Here is a 21498-nt window from a genome sequence, read left to right as displayed (position 1 = left end):
CCCGAGGGGCCGGCTAGGAAGTTGGTAGCGCGTGCTATCACTTGATAGCGCGATTCTCGATCAGATCGTCGACGACGCTCGGATCGGCCAGGGTGCTGGTATCGCCCAGGCCATCGGTCTCGTTGGCGGCGATCTTGCGCAGGATGCGGCGCATGATCTTGCCCGAGCGGGTCTTGGGCAGGCCCGGCGCCCACTGGATGACGTCCGGCGAGGCGATCGGCCCGATGTCCTTGCGCACCCACTGGGTCAGCTCCTTCTTGAGCTCGTCGGTCGGCTCGACACCATCGCCCAGGGTCACGTAGATGTAGATGCCCTGGCCCTTGATGTCGTGGGGGAAGCCCACCACGGCGGCCTCGGCCACGGCCTCGTGGGCCACCAGCGAGGATTCGATCTCGGCGGTTCCCATACGGTGGCCGGAGACGTTGAGTACGTCGTCGACGCGGCCGGTGATCCAGTAATAGCCGTCCTCGTCGCGGCGGCAGCCGTCACCGGTGAAGTAGTAGCCCTTGTAGGTGGAGAAGTAGGTCTGGATGAAGCGGTCGTGGTCGCCCCAGATCGAGCGTGCCTGGCCGGGCCAGGAATCGCTGATCACCAGGTTGCCATCCACGGCGCCCTGGAGTTCGTTGCCCTCGCTATCGAGCAGGGCCGGCTGCACGCCGAAGAACGGCAGCGTGGCGGAACCCGGCTTGAGATCCATGGCGCCCGGCAGCGGCGCGATCATGATGCCGCCGGTTTCGGTCTGCCACCAGGTATCGACGATCGGGCACTTGGAATTGCCGATCACGCGGTGGTACCACTCCCACGCCTCGGGGTTGATCGGCTCGCCCACCGAGCCGAGCAGGCGCAGGCTGTCGCGCTTGCTGGAGTCCATCACGCCGTCGCCGTGGGCCATCAGCGCGCGGATGGCGGTCGGTGCGGTGTAGAGGATGGCAACGTTGTGCTTGTCGACGACCTCGCCCATGCGACCGTGGCTCGGGTAGCTCGGCACGCCTTCGAACATCAGCGTGGTAGCGCCGTTGGCCAGCGGACCGTAGACGATGTAGCTGTGACCGGTGACCCAGCCCACGTCGGCGGTACACCAGTAAACCTCGCCGTCCTGATAGTCGAAGATGTACTGGTGGGTCAGGCTGGCGTAGACCAGATAACCGCCGGTGGTGTGCTTGAGCCCCTTGGGCGCGCCGGTAGAGCCGGAAGTGTAGAGGATGAACAGCGGATCCTCGGCGTTCATCTCCTCGGCCGGGCAGTCGGTGGCCTGCTTGTCGACCAGGTCGTGGTACCAGACGTCACGACCTTCCTTCCACTCGATCTCGCCGCCGGTGCGCTTGACTACCAGCACGTTCTCGCACACCTCGGTGCCCTTGCGGGTCAGGGCGGCGTCGACGTTGTCCTTGAGCGGTACGTGCTTGCCGCCGCGTACGGACTCGTCGGCGGTGATCACCAGCTTGGAGTCGGCACCGACGATACGCTGGGCCAGGGCGTCGGGCGAGAAGCCGCCGAACACCACCGAGTGCACCGCACCGATGCGGGCACAGGCCAGCATGGCCACGGCCGCTTCGGGAATCATCGGCATGTAGAGGGTGACCACGTCGCCCTTGCCGACACCGAGCTCCTTGAGCGCGTTGGCCAGCTGACAGGTCTTGGCATGCAGCTCACGGTAGCTGACGTGCTTGGAATCCGTGGGGTCGTCGCCTTCCCAGATGATGGCGGTCTGGTCGCCGCGCTTCTCCAGATGACGGTCGAGGCAGCTGACGCTGGCGTTCAGGGTACCGTCTTCGAACCAGCGAATGTCGACGTTGTGCGGGTCGAAGGTCGTATGCTTGATCTTGGTCGGCGCCTTGAACCAGTCGATACGCTTGGCCTGCTCAGCCCAGAAGCCCTCGGGGTCGTCGACGGACTGCTGATACATGGCCTGATACTTCTCGCGATCGATCCAGGCGTTGGCGGCGATGTCGTCGCGTACCGGATAGACTTTCTGCTGATCGGTCATTGGCTAGCCTCTTCCAGGAGATGCACCCTCTCGGTGGATGTTACCGGCTGCCTTGTTATCGAATGCGCCGGCATCAGATTCGCCCAACAGCATATACCCTCGAAGCGGGCCTAACTCTTAGACCTTGGTATCAGGATTTTTTCTTTACGAATCATGCGTTTGTAGTAATTTTTCCATGCTCTACAAAGGGCTGATAGACCAAGGTCTCAGCACACGAGAGGCAGCGATAACGGCGCCCCTTGCGCGCCAGCGAGTGACGCTGCGAAGTGAAATAGTGGACCTGACAGCCACAGTGATAGCGATGGGGCGTCGGGCTGGCTCGCCCGGTATCGAAGGTGTGGGTCACCTTCGCCTCGAGCCCGAACAGCCGCTCCATCACGGTACGCCATTCGCGCCCATGGGGCCTCGCCCGGTGGCCATCGCTCAGATGACGCACTAGCCAGTGGGCCATTTCGTGAGGCACCACGTCGCGCAGGAAGGCATGACGGTTCTCACGATAGAGCACCGGGTTGAAGCGCAGCCCGCCACGGCCATAGTGGGCCTGTCCAGCGCACTTGCCGCGCAGATCGAACCACACCTTGGGCCGGGGCAGCTCGGGATGATAGCCACGGCACAGCTGCCAGGCAGCCTCCACCCGCTCCAACAGGGCTCGGTGAAGGGCTTTGTCGTCAAGGCTGGCCAGCCACTCGGGGCAATGATCGGGAAGCGCAGATCGTCTCATGGGTGCTAAAATGACGTTCCGCCACGGCAGTGTCCAGCCCCTTGGCCACACCGCCTTCACGATGCCATGCGAGAGGCCCGATGTCCGACACGCCCCTGCCCCAGCCCCTGCTCGAGGACGAAGAGCTCGAACGCCTCGACGAGTTTCTCGATTCCGAAAGCGTCGACCCCGATGCGCTGGACCTGATCTCCGCCCATGGCTTTCTCGTCGCGCTTGCCGTGGCGCCTCGCGAGGTGGAATCCGCCACCTGGGTGGCCGAACTGTTCCACGGCGAGCCGGCATTCGCCGATTCCGAGGAGCGCAGCGAGATTCTGGGCCTGCTGGAAAAGCTGCACGGCAATGCCATCGATACCCTGGAACAGGGTGGGCTTCCCGAGCTGCCTTTCGATCTGAGCCTGGAAGGCCTGCCGCCCGAAGAGACGCCCGTCGGCGACTGGTGCGCCGGCTTCATGGAGGGCGTGTTTCTCGACGAAGCGGCCTGGTTCGAGCAGGAAGAGGAGACCGTAGCCACCCTGCTGTTGCCGTTTATGGCGCTGTCGGGCCTGTTCGATGACGAGCCCGACATGGCCGAGATGGCAGCGGACAGCGCGCGCCTGGAGTCGCTGGTCGGCCAGTTGCCGGATCTGGTACTGGATCTCTACCTGCACTACCGCGTGCCACCGGAGACGCCCAAGCCCATGCCGCGCAAGAAGAAGCCCGCCGGCCGGGGCCCCGGCAAGGGCAAGCCCGGCGGCAAGCGGTAGGGTTGCCTGGCCAAACCCAGGTACCCGTCACCGCAGCCGCGTCAGCCATGCATCGAAGCTGCCGAATAGCCACTCCTTGAAACGCTGCCAGCGCGGACGCTGCAACCACTCGCGGTAGGTGATCTCGCGGCTGGCGGCGAAGTTACGCTCGAACAGGGCCGCCACTTCGCTGGCAAAGCGCACGTCATCCACCTCCTGATTGGCCTCCAGGTTCCAGTGCAGACTCCAGTGATCGAAGTTGCACGAGCCAAGGCTCGACCACTGATCGACCAGCGAGAACTTGGCATGGATGAAGGTGGGTTGGAACTCGAAGATGCGTACCCCGGCACGCAGCAGCCGCCGATAGAAGCGCTGGCCGGCGTAGCGCACCCAGGGGTGGTCGTGGTCGCGTCCGGGCAGCAGCAGCCGCACGTCGACGCCGCGGCGGGCGGCCCGAGCCAATCGCATGCGCAGGCTGAAGGTGGGCACGAAGTAGGGCGTGCACAGCCAGATGCGGCGCTGTGCCGATGACACCCGGCCGTAGAGTGAATGGCGGATGGCCTGGTAACGGTAGCCCTGCCCCCACACCACCCGCCCGCGCATGCCCTGGTAATCCTCACGCGGTGCCAGCTCGAGCGTCAGGTGGCGCACCAGGGACGCCTCTCCGTCGCCTCGGGTCAACGGCGAATCCCACAGCCGCGAGAACAGCCGCACCCAGTCGGCCACCACGGGACCTTCGATACGTACCGCCACCTCGTACCAGGCCTCGAGAAACTCGTCGACCGCGCCGAAGCCACCCGTGAAAGCCACTCTGCCATCGACGACGACGAGCTTGCGGTGGTCTCGCATCAGGTTGCGCGTCAGCGAGCGCATCCCCAGCGGATTGAACAGGCGCAGCGCCACACCGGCCTGCTCCAGGCGCCGTCGGTCCTCTCCCGAAAGCCCCATGGCACCGTAGGCATCGAGCATCAAGGCCACCGCCACGCCGCGCTGTGCAGCGCGGCACAGGGCCTCGATCAGTGCCGTGGCCAGTTGCCCCGACTGCATCAGGTAGAGCTCGATCAGTATCGAGCGGCGCGCTTCCTCGATGGCAGTGAACATCGCTGGCAGGAAGCGCGACGACTCCGCCAGCAGCTCGAACCGATTGCCATCCCGCCATACGCCGTGCATGGCCCTCTCCCTCTCCTTGTCTGGCTCGATTGACGCACGTTTGTCGCGCCAGGGAAAGCGGCACCTGACCCGGGCAGACAAGCATGGCTATACTGGGGCCTTGCTACGCTAACGAGGCAATGGAATGGCCCTGGCCGACTCGCTGCTCACACTGCTCCGTGCCCCGCTCAGGGGTATCATCAAGGCCTGGGTCGACACCCGGCTCATCGAGCCCGACCCGAGCGATCTGGGACTCGACCCGTCACGCCCCACCCTCTACGTACTGCCTCACCCGGCACTCTCCGATGCCCTGCTGCTGGAGGTACTGTGCCAGCGCCACGGCCTGCCGTCGCCCAAGGGCAAGGTCCACCTGCCGGGACTGGAGCTACCCGCCAGTATGGCCCTGCCCGTCAGGCCACGCCTGTGGCGACGCGGCCGCGCCTTCGAGGCTCCTTTCCGTCAGGCGCTAGAATACCTTGCCGAGCATGCCGACACCGAGATCCAGTTGGTCCCGGTGAGCGTGTTCTGGGGCCGCGCCCCGGGCAAGCGCTTCGGCTTCTGGCGGCTGCTGGCCGCCGACAGTTGGCAGCTCACCGGCCGGCTGCGCCGGGCGCTGTCGGTGGTGGTCAATGGCAAGAGCGTGGAGGTGCACTTCGGCGCACCGCTGAACCTGCGCGATCTGCTCGACGAGCGCGGCCCGGCGGTAGCCAACCGCAAGAGCGCGCGACTGCTGCGCATTCATTTCCGGCGCATGCGTACGCGGGTACTCGGTCCCGACCTCTCCCATCGCCGCACCCTGATCGAGGGCGTGGCGGCCAGCCCCGAGGTTCGCCGGGTAATCGACGAGCTGGCGATGAGCGAAAAGCGCTCGCCCGAGCGCCTACAGCGGCGCGCCCTGCGCTACGGTCGCGAGATCGCCTCGAACATGACCTACCCGGTGCTGCGTTTCATGGACGGCCTGCTGCGGCGCCTGTGGAACCGCCTGTACGATGGCGTCGAGGTTCGCGGCCTCGACCGGGTCAAGGCGCTGGCGGGCGACCATACGCTGGTCTACGTGCCCTGCCACCGCAGCCATATCGATTACCTGCTGCTCTCCTACGTGCTCTATCGCGACGGCCTGATGCCGCCGCACATCGCCGCCGGACGCAATCTCGACATGCTGCTGATCGGCCCGCTGCTGCGCCGCGGCGGCGCCTTCTTCATGCGCCGCAGCTTTCGCGACAAGCCGCTCTATGCCGCGGTGTTCAACGAATACCTGCACCGCCTGCTGGAACGCGGCCACCCGCTGGAGTACTTCATCGAAGGCGGTCGTTCACGCAGCGGACGCATGCTCGCCCCTCGCCCCGGCATGCTGTCGATGACGCTACGCTCCTTTCGCCGCAGCGCTGCGGGTACCTCTCCGCCCCGGCTCGCCTTCATTCCGGTCTATATCGGCTACGAGCGCATCATCGAGAACGCCAGCTACCAGCGCGAGATGCGCGGCGGCAAGAAGCGCAAGGAGAGCCCCTGGGCGCTGCTGCGGGTGCTCGGCCAGCTGCGCCAGCCGTTCGGCAAGGTTACGGTCAATGTCGGCGAGCCGCTGTCGCTCGGCGCCTTCCTCGACGACGCGGTGCCGGCGTGGCGCGACGATCTCGTCGAGACAAAGCCTGCCTGGCTCAACCGGACGGTGCCTCAGCTCGGCGACGAACTGGCCCGGCGCATCAACGCCGCGGCAGCGCTCAACCCGGTCAATCTGGTGGCCCTGGTGCTGCTGGCCACGCCCCACCACGCCATCGAGGCCAGCCTGATGGCGCGCCAGCTCGCTCTGCTGGCGGCGCTGCAGCGCCACTGCCGCGGCGGGCAGCATGCCAGCCTGCCCCAGGGTGAGCCCGACGAGTGGATCGACCAGGTGGTGGCGCTAGGCATGATCGAGCGTCGCCCGCATGCGCTGGGCGATATCCTGATCGCCACTTCCGAGCAGGCCAACCTGCTGGTGTGGTATCGCAACAACGTGCTGCATCTCTTCGCCCTGGCCGGCCTGACCGCCTTCGCCTTCCGTCACGCCCCACGCCACGACCTGGATAGCCTCGAGGCCCAGCTTGGGCCGCCCTGGCCGATCCTCTCGCGCGAGCTGTTCCTCTCTTCGGTCGCACTCAACGAGGCACTACCGGTAATGCTGGAGGCGCTGTGCCGGGAAGGCTTGCTGGAACCAGCCGGCGACGGCTGGCAGCGCCCCGCCTCGCTGGAAGCCGGCGAGCAGTTGCGGCTGTTGGCGAGGCTGATGCAACCCTCACTGGAGCGCGGCTACCTGCTGCTGTCGATCCTGCTGGCCCAGCCCCCGGGCACCCTGGGCCGCGACGCCCTGACCGAGCGCAGCCAGCAACTGACCGAACGCCTGGCACTGCTGACGGGCCGCGACGCGCCGGAGTTCTTCGACCGCACCCTGTTCGCCAGCCTGATCGTGAGCCTGGAGGCCGAGGGGTGGATCTGGGAGAAGGACGAGATGCTGTGGTTCGACGAGCGACTGCGCAGCGCCGCCCAGCGCAGCGGCGAACTGTACGATCCGGCGCTGAGGCACAGGCTACAGCTTATCAGTCACAACTGATCGGCGCCGTGTCAGGCCTTGAGTGAGCGATGAACGTAGAGGTCGTAGCGGCTGGTCTTGCCTTCGATGACGTGGTGCGGCGCCGGCCCCTCGATGGGCGGTGCCTTGCGCGGACGCTTGACAACCACCCGGTGGGTGGCGACGTCCAGCGCCGCCTCAAGCAGCCGCGGCGCATCGTCGTCGTCGCCGGCCAGCTCGCGAAACAGCCGCATCTCCTTCTTGACCAGCGCCGACTTCTCGCGATGCGGGAACATGGGGTCGAGGTGAACCACCTGAGGCGCGATGCCGCTGGCGGCCACCAGCGCCGCGAGTTCGCGGGTGGCGTCGCCATGGGCCAGACGCATGCGGGCGACGATCTCAGCCGTGTCGGCATCGCTGGCGGCACGTGCCAGGCCGTCCTCCAGCAGCGCATGGATCTGGGCCACACGCTCCACGAGCAGCACCTCGGCGCCGAGACTGGCCAGCACGAAGGCATCGCGGCCAAGGCCGGCGGTGGCATCGACCACGCTGGGAGTGATTCCGGCGGCAAGGCCACAGGCCCGGGCGATCAGCTGACCGCGGCCGCCGCCGAAGCGACGCCGGTGGGCCGCACGCCCCTCGGCGAAATCGATGCGCAGGGGCTTGCCGTAACGCGCCGGATCGCCAGCCAGTACCAGCGCGCCCGCCTCACGCCGCAGCTCGAGCGCCGCGCCATCCACGTCGCTCATCCGCCCTTCTGCCACGCCACCTGGTCACGCAGATAGATCGGCTGCGCCTCGTGGGGGGCCGTACGTTCGCCGGCGGCGTATTGGCGAGCCGCCAGCAGAACCATCTCTTCCGCGGCCGGCTCGGTGTCGCTATCACGCTGGCTCACCGCGGCCTGCACCTCGACCGACATCGACTCCCACAGCGTCCAGCCGGAGCCGATGCCGTACCAGCCGTCCGGCCCCGCTACTGCTGGCAGTCGCAACCGCTGCGGTGCAATCACCGCCTCCCCGAGCAGCGCCTCAACGTTGCCGTCCCGACAGCGCCAGGCAGCGGCATAGATCTCGCTCATGCGCGCATCCAGCGCAGTGGCGACGTACTCCACGCCGTGTCGGCGATGCGCCGCCAGCGCCAGCGCTTCGAGGGTGGAGACACCCAGCAAGGGGCACTCAAGCCCGTAGGCCAGCCCCTGAGCCGCGCCGGCGGCGATACGCAAGCCGGTGAAGGAGCCCGGGCCACGGCCGTAGGCCACGGCATCCAGCTCGCCAGGCGTCACGCCCGCCTCGGCCAGCACCTCGTCGACCATCGGCAGCAGCCGACGGGTATGCTCGCGGGGGGTCATGGCAAAGCGGGATATCAGCCTCGGCTCGTCGGCGCCACGCTGGATCGACAGGGCAACGGAGCAAGCACTGGAGGAGGCATCGAGGGCCAGCAGAATCGGCATAAGGGACATTTCGCTTCGAAGCATGAAGGCGACATTATACGCTGCCGGCGGATGCGGGACGATGGGCCACAACGCGAAAGGCCCGCCAAGGCGGGCCTTTCATACCGATTCACACCGAGTCGACTCAGGCGTCCAGCGCCTCGACCACCTTGCGGGTGATCTCATCGACGCTGCCCACGCCTTCCACACGGTGGTAGGCCGGGGCCGCCTCGGGCGCTTCCTCGGCCCACTGCTGGTAGTAGTCGACCAGCGGGGCGGTCTGCTCGTGGTAGACAGCCAGACGATTGCGCACGGTGGACTCGCGGTCGTCGTCGCGCTGGATCAGCGCTTCGCCGGTGACGTCGTCCTTGCCCTCTTCCTTGGGCGGATTGTATTCGACGTGGTAGACCCGACCCGACCCCGGGTGCACCCGGCGCCCGGCCAGACGCTTGACGATCTCTTCGTCTTCCACGGCGATCTCGAGCACGTGGTCGATCTTGACCCCGGCTTCCTTCATGGCGTCGGCCTGAGGGATGGTGCGCGGAAAGCCGTCGAACAGGAAACCGTTCTCGCAGTCGGGCTGCGCGATGCGCTCCTTGACCAGTGAGATGATCAGATCGTCGGACACCAAGCCACCGCTGGTCATGATCTCCTTGACCTTGAGACCCAGCTCGCTGCCTTCCTTGACCGCCGCGCGAAGCATGTCGCCGGTGGAAATCTGCGGAATCTTGTAGCGTTCGCAGATGAACTGGGCCTGGGTACCCTTGCCGGCCCCAGGGGCGCCCAACAGGATCAAACGCATCTAGATGCTCCTTGAGAGAGTGGAAATTCTTGTGAGTAAGTGGAATGTCATGAACGATAACCGCGGCGACGGCACCAGACAACCGCAGGCTATCGGGCAAGCCCCGCCCGAGCACCAAAGCCGCTGCATTATCAGCCAATTATGGGCGGGTTGCACTTTGGTATTCCCACCCGAAAGTGGAGCCCAAACACCGACGGCGCCCCGTAGGGCGCCGTCGGTGTCATCTCAGATCACGTTCACAGCAGCATACGGCGAATGTCGCTCAGCGCCGCCGCCAGGAAGGCGGTGAAGCGCGCGGCATCGGCACCGTTCACGGCGCGGTGATCGTAGGAGAGCGACAGCGGCATCATCAGACGCGGCTCGAAGTCGGCGCCGTTCCACACCGGCTTCATCTGCGCCTTGGAGACGCCGAGGATGGCGACTTCCGGGGCGTTGACGATCGGCGTGAAGGCGGTACCGCCGATGGAGCCCAGACTGGAGATGGTGAAACAGCCACCGGTCATCTCCTCGCGCTTGAGCTTCTTCGACTGGGCCTTGCCGGCCAGCTCCACGCTCTCCTTGGCCAGATCGATCAGCGACTTCTTGTCGGCGTCGCGGATCACCGGCACCATCAGCCCGTCGGGCGTATCGACCGCGATACCGATGTGGACGTACTTCTTCCACACGATGGTTTCGCCGTCGCTCTTCAGGCTGACGTTGAACTGCGGGAACTTGCGCAGGGCGAAGGCACACGCCTTGATCAGGAACGGCAGCGGCGTGAGCTTGGCGCCCTGAGCCTCGGCTTCGGCCTTCATCGCCTTGCGGAAGGCCTCGAGCTCGGTGATGTCGGCCTCGTCGAACTGGGTGACGTGGGGCACGTTGAGCCAGCTGCGGTGCAGGTTGGTGGCGCCCATCTTGAGCAGGCGCCCCATCGGCTTCTCTTCCACTTCACCGAACTGGCTGAAGTCCTGATCCGGCACCGGCGGAATGCCGGCGCCGCCGGTTGCCGTCGGCGCGGCGGCAGGTGCCTTGGCCTGCCCGGCCATGACCTGCTTGACGTAGGCGTGGACGTCCTCCTTCAGCACCCGGTCCTTCGGCCCGCTCGGCTTGACCAGGCCCAGGTCGACGCCGAGCTCACGGGCCAGCATGCGTACCGCGGGGCCGGCATGGACCAGCTTGCCGTCGCGGGGCTTGTGGGCCGCCATCTGCGCTTCGGGGCTCGGCGTACCGACCGGGGTCGAGGCCGGCTTGTCGGCCTTGGCCGATGACGGTGCCGCGGCCTTCTGCTCGGCCGGCTTGTCAGCCTTCTTGGCGGCAGGCTTGCTGCCGGCCACCTCGATGTAACCGATCAGATCGCCCTCGGAGACGGTATCGCCCTCCTTGACGGTGAGCTCGATCAGTTTGCCCTTGTAGGGACTCGGCACGTCCATGGAGGCCTTGTCGGACTCCAGGGTGATCAGCGGGTCTTCCTCGTTCACCTCGTCGCCGGCGCTCACGGCGATCTCGATGATCGGCACGTCGCTGGAACCGGAGAGATCGGGAACGCGGATCTCGCGGCGCTCGGGTTCGCCGCTCACGGCCTCTTCCTCGGCCGGCGCTTCGGCCTGCTCGGCGGGCTCCGCGGTGGTCTCGACGGCTTCGGGCTCGGGTTCGTCCTCCCCACCCTCGCCGGCAATCTCCATGGTGCCGATCACGTCACCTTCGGAGACGGTATCGCCCTCCTTGACGGTGAGGCTGACCAGCTTGCCGCCGTAGGGGCTCGGCACGTCCATCGAGGCCTTGTCCGACTCGAGGGTGATCAGGGTGTCCTCTTCGGCCACCTCGTCACCTTCGGCGACCGCCACTTCGATGATCTCGACGTTCTCGGAGCCCCCCAGGTCGGGCACCTTGATCTCGACGGTGCGCTTGCCGCCGCCGCTGGCCTTCTTCGCCGCCGGCTTCTCCGCCGCAGCCTGAGAGGCCTGCTCGCGCTTGGGCTCGGCGGGCTCGGCCTGTTCTTCACTGCCGGCGTCGCTGCTGCTGCCGCTGCCTTCCACCTCGAGCTCGACGATGTCGTCGCCCTCGGAGACGGTATCGCCCTCCTTCACCAGCACGCGAACGACCTTGCCGCCCTTGGGCGAGGGTACGTCCATGCTGGCCTTGTCGGATTCCAGCGTGATCAGGGTGTCCTCGGGCTGGATGACGTCCCCTTCGGACACGGCGATTTCGATGATCTCGACGTCTTCGCTGCCGCCGATGTCTGGAACTTTGATGATTTCGCTACTCAAGGTCGCGCTCCTTCCAAATCGTGCCTGGAACAGGCGGGCACCTGCCCGCCTTGCCACCGGATCAGCTCGTCAGCGGATTGGGCTTGTTGGGATCGATGCCGTACTTCTTGATCGCCTCGGCGACGACCTTGCGATCCAGCTCGCCGCGCTCGGCCAGCGCCTTCAGCGAGGCCACGACGACGAAGTAGCGATCGACCTCGAAGAAATGGCGCAGCTTCTCGCGGGTGTCGGAGCGGCCGTAGCCGTCGGTCCCCAGTACATGGTAGTCGGTCGGTACCCAGGCACGTACCTGGTCGGCGAACAGGCGCATGTAATCGGTGGAGGCAATGGCCGGGCCCTTGCGCCCTTCCAGGCAGCGGGTGACGTGAGGCTTGACCGGCTCATCGGCAGCGTTGATGAACGCCTCGCGCTCGAGCAGCAGGGCCTGGCGGCGCAGCTCGTTGAAGCTGGTCACGCTCCACACGTCGGAGCCCACGCCCCACTCCTCGGCCAGCATCCGCGCCGCCTCTTCCACCTCACGCAGGATGGTGCCGGAGCCGAGCAGCTGCACGTGGCCCTTGTCGCCCTTGTGCTCCCGCAGCAGGTACATGCCCTTGATGATGTCGTCGACGGGCACCTCCTCGAGTTCGGGGTGCTCGTAGTTCTCGTTCATCACCGTCAGGTAGTAGAAGCAGTTCTCCTTGTCGGCGAACATGCGCTTCAGGCCGTCCTGGACGATGACCGCCACCTCGTGAGCGTAGGTGGGGTCATAGCTGCGGCAATTGGGAATGGTGGCCGCCTGCAGATGGCTGTGGCCATCCTGGTGCTGCAGCCCCTCGCCGTTGAGCGTGGTGCGCCCGGCGGTGCCGCCGACCAGGAAGCCGCGCGCCTGCAGGTCGCCGGCCGCCCAGGCCAGATCGCCGATGCGCTGGAAGCCGAACATCGAGTAGTAGATGTAGAACGGCAGCAGCGGCAGGTTGTGGTTGCTGTAGGAGGTCGCCGCGGCGATCCACGCCGACATCGCCCCGGCTTCGGTGATGCCCTCCTCGAGGATCTGACCCTTCTTGTCCTCGCGGTAGAACATGATCTGGCCCTTGTCGACGGGCTCGTACTTCTGGCCTTCGGAGGTGTAGATGCCGAGCTGGCGGAACATCCCCTCCATGCCGAAGGTACGCGCCTCGTCGGGCACGATCGGCACCACCTGCTGGCCGATCTTCTTGTCCTTCACCAGGCCGTTGAGAATCCGCACGAAGGCCATGGTGGTGGAGATCTCACGACCCTTGGAGCCGGCCAACTGGGTGGCGAAGGTCTTGTCCTCGAGCGACGGGATCGTCAAGGCCTCGAAGTCGTTGCGCCGCTGCGGCAGGTAGCCGCCCAGGCGCTCGCGCTGCAGGTGCATGTACTTCAGCTCGGGCGAGTCGTCCGCCGGCTTGTAGTACGGCACCTCCTTGAGCTGCTCGTCGGAGAGCGGAATGCCGAAGCGGTCGCGGAATTTCTTCAGCGCCTCGTATTCCATGGTCTTGACCTGGTGGGCCTCCATGGCGGCTTCGCCCTCGCCGCTGCCCATGCCGTAGCCCTTGACGGTGTGCGCCAGGATCACGGTGGGACGGCCGTTGGCGTTGTTCACCGCCTCGTGGTAGGCCGCATAGACCTTGAACGGGTCGTGGCCACCGCGGTTGAGCTTCCAGATGTCCTCGTCCGAGAGATCCTTGACCATCTCGGCGGTTTCCGGGTACTTGCCGAAGAAATGCTCGCGGGTATAGGCGCCACCGAGTGCCTTGTAGTTCTGGTACTCGCCGTCCACCGCCTCGTCCATGCGCTTCTGCAGGATGCCCTTCTTGTCCTTCTCGAACAGCGGGTCCCACAGCCGGCCCCAGACCACCTTGAGCACGTTCCAGCCGGCCCCGCGGAAGACCCCCTCGAGCTCGTCGATGATGCGGCCGTTGCCGCGCACCGGACCGTCCAGGCGCTGCAGGTTGCAGTTGATGACGAAGATCAGGTTGTCGAGCTTCTCGCGGCTGGCCAGGTGAATGGCGCCGAGGGATTCCGGCTCGTCGCACTCGCCGTCGCCCATGAAGCACCAGATCTTGCGATCATGCATGTCACGCAGCTCGCGGGAGTCGAGGTACTTCATCACGTGGGCCTGGTAGATCGCCTGGATCGGCCCCAGACCCATGGAAACGGTGGGGAACTGCCAGAAGTCCGGCATCAGCCACGGGTGCGGGTAGGACGAGAGACCGTCGCCATCGACCTCCTGGCGATACTTGTCCATCTGCGCCTCGGTGAGACGCCCCTCCAGGTAGGCGCGGGCATAGACGCCCGGCGCCACGTGGCCCTGGATGTAGACCAGGTCGCCCTCGAAGTCGCCGTTGGGCGCACGGAAGAAGTGGTTGAAGCCGACGTCGTAGAGTGTGGCGGCGGACATGAAACTGGCGATATGGCCGCCCAGGCCCGGGTGGGCACGGTTGTTGCGGATGACCTGGGCAATGGCGTTGTAGCGGATCAGCGAGCGAATGCGCCGCTCCATGAACAGGTCGCCCGGCATCGGCGCTTCGCGATGCACCGGAATGGTGTTGCGATGCGGCGTCTTAATCGAGAAGGGTGCCTGCATGCCGTCACGACGCAGCCGATCGGCCAGGCGTGTCAGCAGGTACCGAGCGCGTTCCTCGCCCTCACGATCCAGGACCGACTCCAGGGAATCCAGCCATTCCGTGGTTTCGACCGGATCGAAATCTTCTCTTGCCTCCAGACTCATAGACGTCTCTCCGAGTGACAATGTGATGTCAGATGGCCCCAGGCGGAAGAACGCCGGAGCGGATTGCACTACTGACGATCAGGGGAATGTCAGGCCGCGATGCGGCTGTTGTAGTCATTTTACAGAAGCGCATACAACGAATGGCGTAGAACATACCGTAAAGTGGTCTTCCTGCCAATCGAAACGGAATGGAATTTTTTTCCACAATTTGACTATTGCATTGCAACACAAGCTGTTACGTGCCTCGCCGATAGTTTCAGTCGAAAATGTCTCGAATGTAATAAAACTACCGTATGATCACTTTGCGCCCGGTTTCGCCCCCCTCGTCGTGTCGATCAACCCAACGCTTTGAGACACTGGCGGAAATAGGCCCAATCGAAAGCCGGGCCGGGATCGTTCTTGCGCAGCGGAGCGACTCTCGCATGACTGGTGATACGGGCATAGTTCATGTCAGGGTAGTTCAGCTTGAGAGCCTTCGTGACCGCGGCAAGCGAGCGATACTGGGCCTCACGATAGGCATGGATCTCGTCCCCCTCCAGCTCGATGCCCACGGTGAAGTCGTTCAGCGCCCGCCGTATCCGTCCCTCATCGATCCAGCAGGAACGACCGGCATGCCAGGCACGCCGGTCGAAAGGCACGAACTGTACGCACTCACCGTCGCGCCGAATCAACAGGTGGGCGGAAACCCGCAGCTGCACGATGCTCGGAAAGAAGGGGTGGGCAGCGGCGTCCAGCGTGTTGGTGAACAACCGCTCGATGTGCTCGCCGCCGAATTCGCCGGGCGGCAGGCTGATCGAGTGCAGCACCACCGCCGATACCTCACCTTGCGGACGCGCATCCTGATTGGGCGACACCACGCGTCGGACACCCGTAAGCCAGCCTTCCTCGATTCTCATCTCGCTCCCCTGACGTCGCGGACCTGGATTCCCTATAATGACGGTCCCGACGCTCCATGAACATGAAAAGGCCCGCCATGCATTACCAGGACGCCCTAGTCGAAGCGATTCGCGAAGCCGCCGCTCACCTGCTGGCCGAGGACGTGGGCCCTGCCGACATCACCGCGCAGCTGATTCCCGAGTCGCAGTGGGCGAAGGCGCGGGTCATCACCCGCGAGCCGGCCATCCTGTGCGGAGTGGCCTGGGTCGAGGAGATCTATCGCCGCCTCGACCCCACCGTTCAGCTGCGCTGGAGTGCCGCGGACGGCGACCGCCTCGAGGCCGACCAGTGCTTCCTCGAGATCGAGGGCCCCGCCCGCCGGGTGCTGACCGGGGAGCGCGCGGCGCTCAACCTGCTGCAGACGCTCTCCGCCACTGCCACCCGCACCCGCCGCTACGTCGATCTGCTCGAGGGCACCGGCGTGCGTCTGCTCGACACGCGAAAGACCCTGCCCGGCCTGCGCCTGGCGCAGAAGTACGCGGTGACCTGCGGCGGCGGGCACAACCACCGTATCGGGCTGTACGACGCCTTCCTGATCAAGGAGAACCATATCGCCGCCTGCGGCGGTATCGCCGCCGCCGTCAAGGAGGCGCGCAGCATCGCCCGCGATCTGCCGGTGGAAGTGGAGGTGGAAAACTTCGATGAGCTCGACCAGGCGCTGGCGGCCGGAGCCGATATCGTCATGCTCGACAATTTCACGCTGGACGACATGCGCGAGGCGGTAAAGCGTAACGCCGGCCGGGCGACCCTGGAAGCGTCAGGCAACGTCGATGAGACCACCCTGCGCGAGATCGCCGCTACCGGCGTCGATTGCATCTCCAGCGGCGCCCTGACCAAGGACGTCAAGGCGATCGATCTGTCGATGCGTATCGTCGAACTGCGAGCAGCTTAGGCTTCGCCTGAAAAGTCGGCGAGCGCAGCCAGTTTTCGGGCGAGGCCTAGGTTTCGATGGCGGCGAGCGGCTTCTCCAACCGCCGCCGCTCGAGCCTCACACCATCCCTCGTCACCCACTCGACGCCGAGGTCCCGCCAGCCGCGCCGCAGCAGGCTCTCGGCCAGCATACGGCTGGCATCGATGGTGGCACGGCCGTGGCCGTGCTCCAGCAGCATCCGCTCGGCATATAGCAGCAGCGTCGAGCCGATGCCACGCCGCGCCAGTGAAGGCCAGACATACAGGGTATGGATATGGCCGCCGGGCACGTCGAGTTCCAGGAATCCCACGCAGCGCCCGTCGCAGGTCGCCACCAGCGTGGTGTAAAGCGCCTGGCGGGCGGCCCATACGCTGCTCTCTCGCGGCATTGTCGCCGCCCACGCTTCACGCTCCGCCACGCTGTAGTGCGTGGCCGCTCCCTGCATCACGGCATGATGGAAGACTTCGGCCTGATCGGCCCCATCACGGGCCTTGGCCTGACGATAGAGGATCCGCGGCGAGCGGGTCGCCGCGGACGGCGAATCGTTCGGGGTCGTCGTTTCCATCATCTACTCGCGTCTCACATGGCTGTCACGGCAAGCAGAGTACACAAGCTCGCCGCTATGGCCAATGGTAGGCATAATCCCGCTCATGACCAACCCACATCTCCCCATGGAAAGCCATTCGGTTCAGCCCATCGGCTACATCGAAAGCGACTTTCCCGACAAGTTCGGCGTGCCGCGCCAACCCGGCCTGGCCGTGGCGGCACGCGCCAGCCTGATCCTCGTCCCGCCCTATGACGACCCGCTTGCCGTACGCGGCCTGGAGGCCTTCAGCCATCTGTGGCTGACCTTCGTCTTTCATCACAGCCCAGCGCGCTGGACACCCCTGGTGCGACCGCCGCGGCTCGGTGGCAATGCCAAGGTCGGCGTCTTCGCCAGCCGCAGCACCCATCGGCCAAACCGTCTGGGACAGTCGCTGGTGAAACTATGTAGGATCGACATAGGTGGGGTCGACATAGGTGGAAACGACGATCGAGCGAGAGTACGTCTAGCACTGACGGGCTGCGATCTGATCAGCGGCACGCCGGTGCTCGATATCAAACCCTACCTGCCCTGGGCGGAGGCACTGCCCGATGCCCGAGCCGGCTACGCCCCCGCCCCGCCTCCGCAGCTGGCGGTGCGTTTCAGCGCTGCAGCCGAAGCGACGCTGGCCACGCGCGCGGATGCCGCCTCGCTGCGCGAGCTCATCCGCCAGGTGTTGGCCCAGGACCCTCGCCCCGCCTACCGCAAGAGCGCCGAGGAGCGACTCTACGGCGTACGCTTGCGCGACGTCGATGTGCGCTTCCAAGTAGAAAGCACAGCATTGACTGGAAGGTCAGGGATTCACGTGATCGAAATCGACATCGGGAATTAGAAATTTGACGGTAATTTAAATACCGCGACTACTATTGCTCTAGGAAAGATAATTGTCGACAACCTTACGGTATTGACTCGGCGAAGCCCCGATATGGCGGCGAAAGAAGCGTGTAAAGTGCCCCTGCTCAGAGAAACCCAAGGATTCCGACAAGTTACCCAAGGTGCCAGAGCGATTCTCCGATAGGCAGCGAAACGCAAACTGCATTTTGCCGATATTGGCAAACATCTGCGGTGTCATGCCGGTGTTTTTCTTGAACAGGGTAAAGAAATGCGCCCGCGAAAGACCGCAATGACGGGCGATGCCTTCCATATCCAGTTCCCCCTGGGGATGGTCGAGAATGAACTGGCTCGCCTGACGAATGCGAGCATCGTAGAAGTCGCTGGCAACGCCCACTCGCAGCCTGGAAAGGTGGCGCAATTCGGAGTGTTTCTCGGTGATCCCGATCAGCAAATCAAAAAGCAGCTCTTCCAGCCTGCCCTGAGGCACAAAGCCGAAAGAAAACATGGCATCGATCAGCAGGTCCGCATGATCCCGCATACGGGACGTAAGTTCGATGCAGGGGCTGGAAAAGAAGTCGGGGCGACCGCTCAACGCCAGTCCGCGCTGCAAGGCCGCCAACCAGCTCGGCTCGATGTAGAGGGCCAGGATCAGAGTGTCGGCGGCACCGCTCTGGTGATCGTAGAAGTGCGGTTCCCAGGCGTTGATGAGCACCGCCGTCCTGTCGGTTAGCGGCAGCCGGCGATCACGCACCGAGAAATAGGTATCCTCCCCGGAAACCTTAAGCAGCACATGGCATTCGGAATGGGCGTGGGGCACCAGCGACTCATCCATGTCCAGCAGGGCAACGCGACCAAACTCGCCATGCAAGATGCGGTGTGCACTCGACATGACGTCCTCGTCAGTGGAAGTGTAAGGCATGCTGATACAAGCCAGCGTACCATCTCTTACTCGCGCCCCGGCCATAGCCAGACCAAAGTCGCATGGCAAGCCACTCAGCGGCCATTATGTCTTGTCCAGGCAAGATCCAATGGCCGGTCCACATCCTGCACGACGCCCGGGTCCTGAACCTCGATCTCGATACAGACATCCCGATGCCGCCGTACCACGCTGCGAGCTCCCTCGTCGCCGGTCAGCTGCTCGAGCGCGCCCCAGAAACAACGGCCGAACAGCACCGGGTGCCCACCCTGCCCCCGATAGAAGGGCCGCACGATCGCCCGATCACTAGCTCTTGAGCACAATAGAGCAAAGGTGGCCTCGCTCAACCAAGGCATATCTCCCAGCATCACCGCCACTGCCGCAGCCTGAGTCTCGTCCCTAAGCATGCGGATACCGGCGGCGAGGCTAGCTCCCATACCCTGTTCTGCCGTCTCGGCAACAATGGTGCCAATATCCTTGGCAATGCCCAGATGGACGGGATCATCCTCGATGCCCACCACTACCCGAATCTCGCCGAAATGAGGCCGTAGGGTCGCCAGCGTGGCGGCCAGCAGCGGCCCACGCTGTGGCAGGTGCGCCAGGCGCTTGTCGCAGCCGAAGCGGCGCGCCCGACCGGCTGCCAATACCAGAGCAGCGACGGTGTCAGAGGGCATCGCGGGCTTTCCCGTGGTAGACCCGTACGATATCGGCTACCACGGCCAGGGCGATCTCGGCTGGGGTCTTGCTGCCGAGATCGAGGCCGATCGGCATCTGGATGCGATCGACATCGGCCTGGGACAGCCCCCCGGAACGCAGCAGCCGTGTGGCGCGGGCATCCGAGGTCCGGCGCGAGCCCATCACGCCGATATAGAAGGCCTCGGTACGCACTGCCTCGATCATGGCCAGATCATCGATGCGCGGATCATGCGTCAAGGCCACCACCGCGGTTGCCGCATGGCAGCCCCCGGCGGCGATGAAGACTGACGGTAACTGCGGCACCACCGTCACCCCGTCGACACTGAACCCTTCGCACATCTCCGGTCGAGGGTCACAGACGATCACTTCGTGGCCCAACGCCTGGGCGAAGCGAGCACAGGCTTCGGCCACCGGCGAGAGGCCGGCCAGCAGCAGGCGCAGCACGGGCCCGATACGAATGTCGACGGACGCGGGACGGCGCACCACGCATGGCCCCTCGGCAACGTCATCCTCGCGAGCCTGAAAGGAGCCGGCTTCGACATCGACACACCGTACCAGGCGGCACTGCCCCTGCAGGGCCTGGTACAGCACCTCAAGGTGCACCAGCCAGGCGGCGTCGGGGGCACGGTGCTCGATCAATACTTCGAGCACGCCGCCACAGGGCAGGGCGAGACGCCGGCTCTCCTCACGACTTTCACCGTAGCGACGCAAGGTCACCATTCGGTCGAAGTCGCCAACGATGAGTTCCTCGAGAAAGGCTTCTTCGACACAGCCACCGGATAGCGAGCCGACATACTGACCGTCGCGACGCGCCACCAGCATGGCGCCCGGTCCACGGGGCGCCGAGCCATAGGTCGACAGCACGGTGCACAACCAGATGGGGTGGCCGTCGCGGCCCCAGGCCAGCGCCTGGGTGATTACCTGATGATCGAGGTCACGCATCGCTCCACCCTCTCATGGCCACCGATGGTGCAGCCGCGTTCAATCGGCCACTTTGGTTGTCTCGGTGTCGGGATCCAGCGTCTTCTCACCCAGCAGCAGGGAGACCGCGATACCGCAGACCAGTGCCCAGAACGGAGCGCTGATCCCCAGCAGGCTGATGTTGCTCATCGCCACCACTAGCGCCACGAAGGCACCGATCTGGTGGCCACGATGGCGGGAGAAGGCATGCTGGAAGGCTGCCAACAGCACGCCGATCATTGCCAGACCGGCCACGCTGCCGATCAGGGCGCTGGGCAACGCCAGGATGAAGGGCACCGCCGCACCGGCAAAGAGCCCGAAGGCACAGAACAGCACGCCATTCACCAGGGTGGCACCATAGCGGGTGCTCTTGTCGTCGCCTGCCTGCTCGGAGGAGCAGATGGCGGTCATCGGCCCGGCGATGTTGGCGTTGTGGCCGCCGAGGAGGCCAGCGAGCATGCCACCGATGCCGCTGATGATGGTCATGGCATTGACCGGGGGGCGGTACTCCTCGGCCAGCAGCACCCCGGTGGCCTGGGCATTCTCGGCCCCGATCACCAGTGCCGCCAGCGGCACGGAGATGGCCAGGAAGGCCCCCAGGGTGAAGCTCGGTGCGGTGAACTGCGGTGCGACGAAGGCGATGTCCACCTCGGCGGGCTGAACGGCCCCCATGGCGAAGGCCACGATGAGCCCCACCAACGCGGCCACCAGTACCGGCGGCACCGTCTTGATGAAGCGTGAGCTGAGGAAGAAGGCCACCACTGCCGTGCCGGCGATCCAGGGTGCGGCCCCCACCGCGTTCACCGCACCGATGCCGAAGCGGATCAAGGCGCCGGCGATCATCGCCATGACGATCGGCATCGGTAGCCAACGCATGATACGCCCTACTACTCCGCTGACACCCAGCAGGAGAACGATAGCGCCGCTCATGATGAAGGCGCCGACCGCCTCGTTGAAGGGAATGGTCGACAGGGCGGCGATCATGATTGCCGCCCCCGGGATCGAGTAGGCCCCGGTGATCGGCATACGGTAGCGCGAGGCCATGATCAGACTGATCAGACCGCCCAGGAAATAGATGGCAAACAGCCAGGCCACGGTCTGGCCATTGGACAGATTGCCTGCCTCGGCGGCGCTGATCACGATCAGCGCCGGCCCCGAGCAACCGAACAGTGCGGCGACGGTGCCTGCACTGATCGACTTGGCCGTGAAGACCCGGGTCAGGTCTTTGAGCAGCGGACGCTTGGCGTCCACTACCGCAGCTGGCGTGGGGCTGACCCCGTTATTGTCGTGTGCTTGCATGGTATCTCTCCGGGGGTTGTTGTTATGTCATT

At 65.2% G+C, this 21498-nt stretch carries 18 protein-coding genes; 4 read left to right on the top strand and 14 right to left on the bottom strand.

Annotated features, from left to right (window positions below; all coding sequences use genetic code 11):
• Nucleotides 1-37 precede the first annotated feature (37 nt).
• Both acs and HOP58_RS08615 read right to left on the bottom strand, forming a co-directional pair.
• A complete protein-coding gene (gene acs, locus HOP58_RS08620) occupies nt 38-1987 on the bottom strand; it encodes an acetate--CoA ligase (protein WP_234260109.1) in 1950 nt (649 codons plus the stop codon).
• Nucleotides 1988-2138: 151 nt separating this feature from the next.
• Complete coding sequence (locus tag HOP58_RS08615; RefSeq protein WP_234252710.1) at nt 2139-2708, bottom strand: SprT-like domain-containing protein; 570 nt, start codon at nt 2706-2708, stop codon at nt 2139-2141.
• A gap of 80 nt (nt 2709-2788) precedes the next feature.
• Between HOP58_RS08615 and HOP58_RS08610 the strand changes: the two genes are divergently transcribed.
• A complete protein-coding gene (locus HOP58_RS08610; protein WP_234260108.1) occupies nt 2789-3451 on the top strand; it encodes a YecA family protein in 663 nt (220 codons plus the stop codon).
• Between the two features lie 27 nt (nt 3452-3478).
• Here HOP58_RS08610 and HOP58_RS08605 read toward each other — a convergent pair whose 3' ends face one another.
• Entirely contained in the window at nt 3479-4600 is a 1122-nt protein-coding gene (locus HOP58_RS08605; RefSeq protein WP_234238552.1) for a phospholipase D-like domain-containing protein, read from the bottom strand.
• A 124-nt stretch (nt 4601-4724) separates the two neighbouring features.
• Between HOP58_RS08605 and plsB the strand changes: the two genes are divergently transcribed.
• A complete protein-coding gene (gene plsB, locus HOP58_RS08600; RefSeq protein WP_234260107.1) occupies nt 4725-7163 on the top strand; it encodes a glycerol-3-phosphate 1-O-acyltransferase PlsB in 2439 nt (812 codons plus the stop codon).
• Between the two features lie 11 nt (nt 7164-7174).
• Here the strand turns inward: plsB and HOP58_RS08595 are convergent, their stop codons facing one another.
• From HOP58_RS08595 to ampD, 6 genes are all read right to left on the bottom strand, one after another.
• The gene (locus tag HOP58_RS08595) at nt 7175-7870 is read right to left on the bottom strand and encodes a class I SAM-dependent methyltransferase (RefSeq protein WP_234260106.1); all 696 of its coding nucleotides are present in this window, start codon (nt 7868-7870) and stop codon (nt 7175-7177) included.
• Complete coding sequence (gene tsaB / locus HOP58_RS08590; protein WP_010629711.1) at nt 7867-8571, bottom strand: tRNA (adenosine(37)-N6)-threonylcarbamoyltransferase complex dimerization subunit type 1 TsaB; 705 nt, start codon at nt 8569-8571, stop codon at nt 7867-7869. Before tsaB ends, HOP58_RS08595 begins: the two co-directional genes overlap by 4 nt.
• A 124-nt stretch (nt 8572-8695) precedes the next feature.
• Nucleotides 8696-9352 (bottom strand): adenylate kinase, encoded by a 657-nt coding sequence (adk, locus tag HOP58_RS08585; protein ID WP_010629712.1) that lies wholly within the window; start codon nt 9350-9352, stop codon nt 8696-8698.
• 236 nt (nt 9353-9588) lie between these two features.
• Nucleotides 9589-11598, bottom strand: a complete 2010-nt coding sequence (gene aceF, locus HOP58_RS08580; protein ID WP_234260105.1) for a pyruvate dehydrogenase complex dihydrolipoyllysine-residue acetyltransferase — start codon at nt 11596-11598, stop codon at nt 9589-9591.
• A gap of 61 nt (nt 11599-11659) precedes the next feature.
• Nucleotides 11660-14332 (bottom strand): pyruvate dehydrogenase (acetyl-transferring), homodimeric type, encoded by a 2673-nt coding sequence (aceE, locus tag HOP58_RS08575; protein ID WP_234260104.1) that lies wholly within the window; start codon nt 14330-14332, stop codon nt 11660-11662.
• A 335-nt stretch (nt 14333-14667) separates the two neighbouring features.
• A complete protein-coding gene (gene ampD / locus HOP58_RS08570) occupies nt 14668-15228 on the bottom strand; it encodes a 1,6-anhydro-N-acetylmuramyl-L-alanine amidase AmpD (protein ID WP_234260103.1) in 561 nt (186 codons plus the stop codon).
• A 77-nt stretch (nt 15229-15305) separates the two neighbouring features.
• Between ampD and nadC the strand changes: the two genes are divergently transcribed.
• The gene (gene nadC / locus HOP58_RS08565) at nt 15306-16160 is read left to right on the top strand and encodes a carboxylating nicotinate-nucleotide diphosphorylase (RefSeq protein ID WP_234260102.1); all 855 of its coding nucleotides are present in this window, start codon (nt 15306-15308) and stop codon (nt 16158-16160) included.
• A 46-nt stretch (nt 16161-16206) separates the two neighbouring features.
• On the opposite strand, the gene HOP58_RS08560 is transcribed toward nadC, so the two are convergent.
• The gene (locus tag HOP58_RS08560) at nt 16207-16743 is read right to left on the bottom strand and encodes a GNAT family N-acetyltransferase (protein WP_010629718.1); all 537 of its coding nucleotides are present in this window, start codon (nt 16741-16743) and stop codon (nt 16207-16209) included.
• 85 nt (nt 16744-16828) lie between these two features.
• On the opposite strand from HOP58_RS08560, the gene tsaA reads away from it, so the two are divergent.
• On the top strand, nt 16829-17593 hold the full coding sequence (tsaA, locus tag HOP58_RS08555) for a tRNA (N6-threonylcarbamoyladenosine(37)-N6)-methyltransferase TrmO (protein ID WP_234260101.1): 765 nt from the start codon (nt 16829-16831) through the stop codon (nt 17591-17593).
• A gap of 39 nt (nt 17594-17632) precedes the next feature.
• Here the strand turns inward: tsaA and HOP58_RS08550 are convergent, their stop codons facing one another.
• The 4 genes from HOP58_RS08550 to HOP58_RS08535 all read right to left on the bottom strand — a co-directional run bounded on the left by HOP58_RS08550 (nt 17633) and on the right by HOP58_RS08535 (nt 21466).
• Nucleotides 17633-18484: an AraC family transcriptional regulator gene (locus HOP58_RS08550; RefSeq protein WP_010629720.1), complete on the bottom strand. Its 852-nt coding sequence runs from the start codon at nt 18482-18484 to the stop codon at nt 17633-17635.
• Nucleotides 18485-18588: 104 nt separating this feature from the next.
• Nucleotides 18589-19185: a nucleotidyltransferase family protein gene (locus tag HOP58_RS08545; protein WP_234252702.1), complete on the bottom strand. Its 597-nt coding sequence runs from the start codon at nt 19183-19185 to the stop codon at nt 18589-18591.
• Entirely contained in the window at nt 19175-20149 is a 975-nt protein-coding gene (locus HOP58_RS08540; protein ID WP_234260100.1) for an XdhC family protein, read from the bottom strand. The genes HOP58_RS08545 and HOP58_RS08540 overlap by 11 nt, the downstream gene beginning before the upstream one ends.
• Nucleotides 20150-20188: 39 nt before the next feature.
• The gene (locus HOP58_RS08535) at nt 20189-21466 is read right to left on the bottom strand and encodes a benzoate/H(+) symporter BenE family transporter (protein WP_234252700.1); all 1278 of its coding nucleotides are present in this window, start codon (nt 21464-21466) and stop codon (nt 20189-20191) included.
• Between the last annotated feature and the right edge of the window lie 32 nt (nt 21467-21498).

The organism is Halomonas sp. MCCC 1A11062 (genome assembly GCF_021404355.1).
Lineage (GTDB): Bacteria > Pseudomonadota > Gammaproteobacteria > Pseudomonadales > Halomonadaceae > Halomonas > Halomonas aerodenitrificans.
The sequence above is the reverse complement of the archived record's forward strand: the minus strand, read 5'-3'. Positions and strand labels throughout refer to the sequence as shown.

Excerpts from the sequence above, each read along its gene's own strand:
- plsB (WP_234260107.1), top strand. The coding sequence starts at position 4,725 with ATGGCCCTGGCCGACTCGCTGCTCACACTGCTCCGTGCCCCGCTCAGG.
- aceE (WP_234260104.1), bottom strand. The coding sequence starts at position 14,332 with ATGAGTCTGGAGGCAAGAGAAGATTTCGATCCGGTCGAAACCACGGAA.
- acs (WP_234260109.1), bottom strand. The coding sequence starts at position 1,987 with ATGACCGATCAGCAGAAAGTCTATCCGGTACGCGACGACATCGCCGCC.
- HOP58_RS08545 (WP_234252702.1), bottom strand. The coding sequence starts at position 19,185 with ATGCCCTCTGACACCGTCGCTGCTCTGGTATTGGCAGCCGGTCGGGCG.
- HOP58_RS08560 (WP_010629718.1), bottom strand. The coding sequence starts at position 16,743 with ATGGAAACGACGACCCCGAACGATTCGCCGTCCGCGGCGACCCGCTCG.
- HOP58_RS08540 (WP_234260100.1), bottom strand. The coding sequence starts at position 20,149 with ATGCGTGACCTCGATCATCAGGTAATCACCCAGGCGCTGGCCTGGGGC.
- tsaB (WP_010629711.1), bottom strand. The coding sequence starts at position 8,571 with ATGCCGATTCTGCTGGCCCTCGATGCCTCCTCCAGTGCTTGCTCCGTT.
- nadC (WP_234260102.1), top strand. The coding sequence starts at position 15,306 with ATGCATTACCAGGACGCCCTAGTCGAAGCGATTCGCGAAGCCGCCGCT.
- HOP58_RS08615 (WP_234252710.1), bottom strand. The coding sequence starts at position 2,708 with ATGAGACGATCTGCGCTTCCCGATCATTGCCCCGAGTGGCTGGCCAGC.
- HOP58_RS08550 (WP_010629720.1), bottom strand. The coding sequence starts at position 18,484 with ATGTCGAGTGCACACCGCATCTTGCATGGCGAGTTTGGTCGCGTTGCC.
- HOP58_RS08605 (WP_234238552.1), bottom strand. The coding sequence starts at position 4,600 with ATGCACGGCGTATGGCGGGATGGCAATCGGTTCGAGCTGCTGGCGGAG.
- HOP58_RS08595 (WP_234260106.1), bottom strand. The coding sequence starts at position 7,870 with ATGAGCGACGTGGATGGCGCGGCGCTCGAGCTGCGGCGTGAGGCGGGC.
- adk (WP_010629712.1), bottom strand. The coding sequence starts at position 9,352 with ATGCGTTTGATCCTGTTGGGCGCCCCTGGGGCCGGCAAGGGTACCCAG.
- ampD (WP_234260103.1), bottom strand. The coding sequence starts at position 15,228 with ATGAGAATCGAGGAAGGCTGGCTTACGGGTGTCCGACGCGTGGTGTCG.
- HOP58_RS08610 (WP_234260108.1), top strand. The coding sequence starts at position 2,789 with ATGTCCGACACGCCCCTGCCCCAGCCCCTGCTCGAGGACGAAGAGCTC.
- tsaA (WP_234260101.1), top strand. The coding sequence starts at position 16,829 with ATGACCAACCCACATCTCCCCATGGAAAGCCATTCGGTTCAGCCCATC.
- HOP58_RS08535 (WP_234252700.1), bottom strand. The coding sequence starts at position 21,466 with ATGCAAGCACACGACAATAACGGGGTCAGCCCCACGCCAGCTGCGGTA.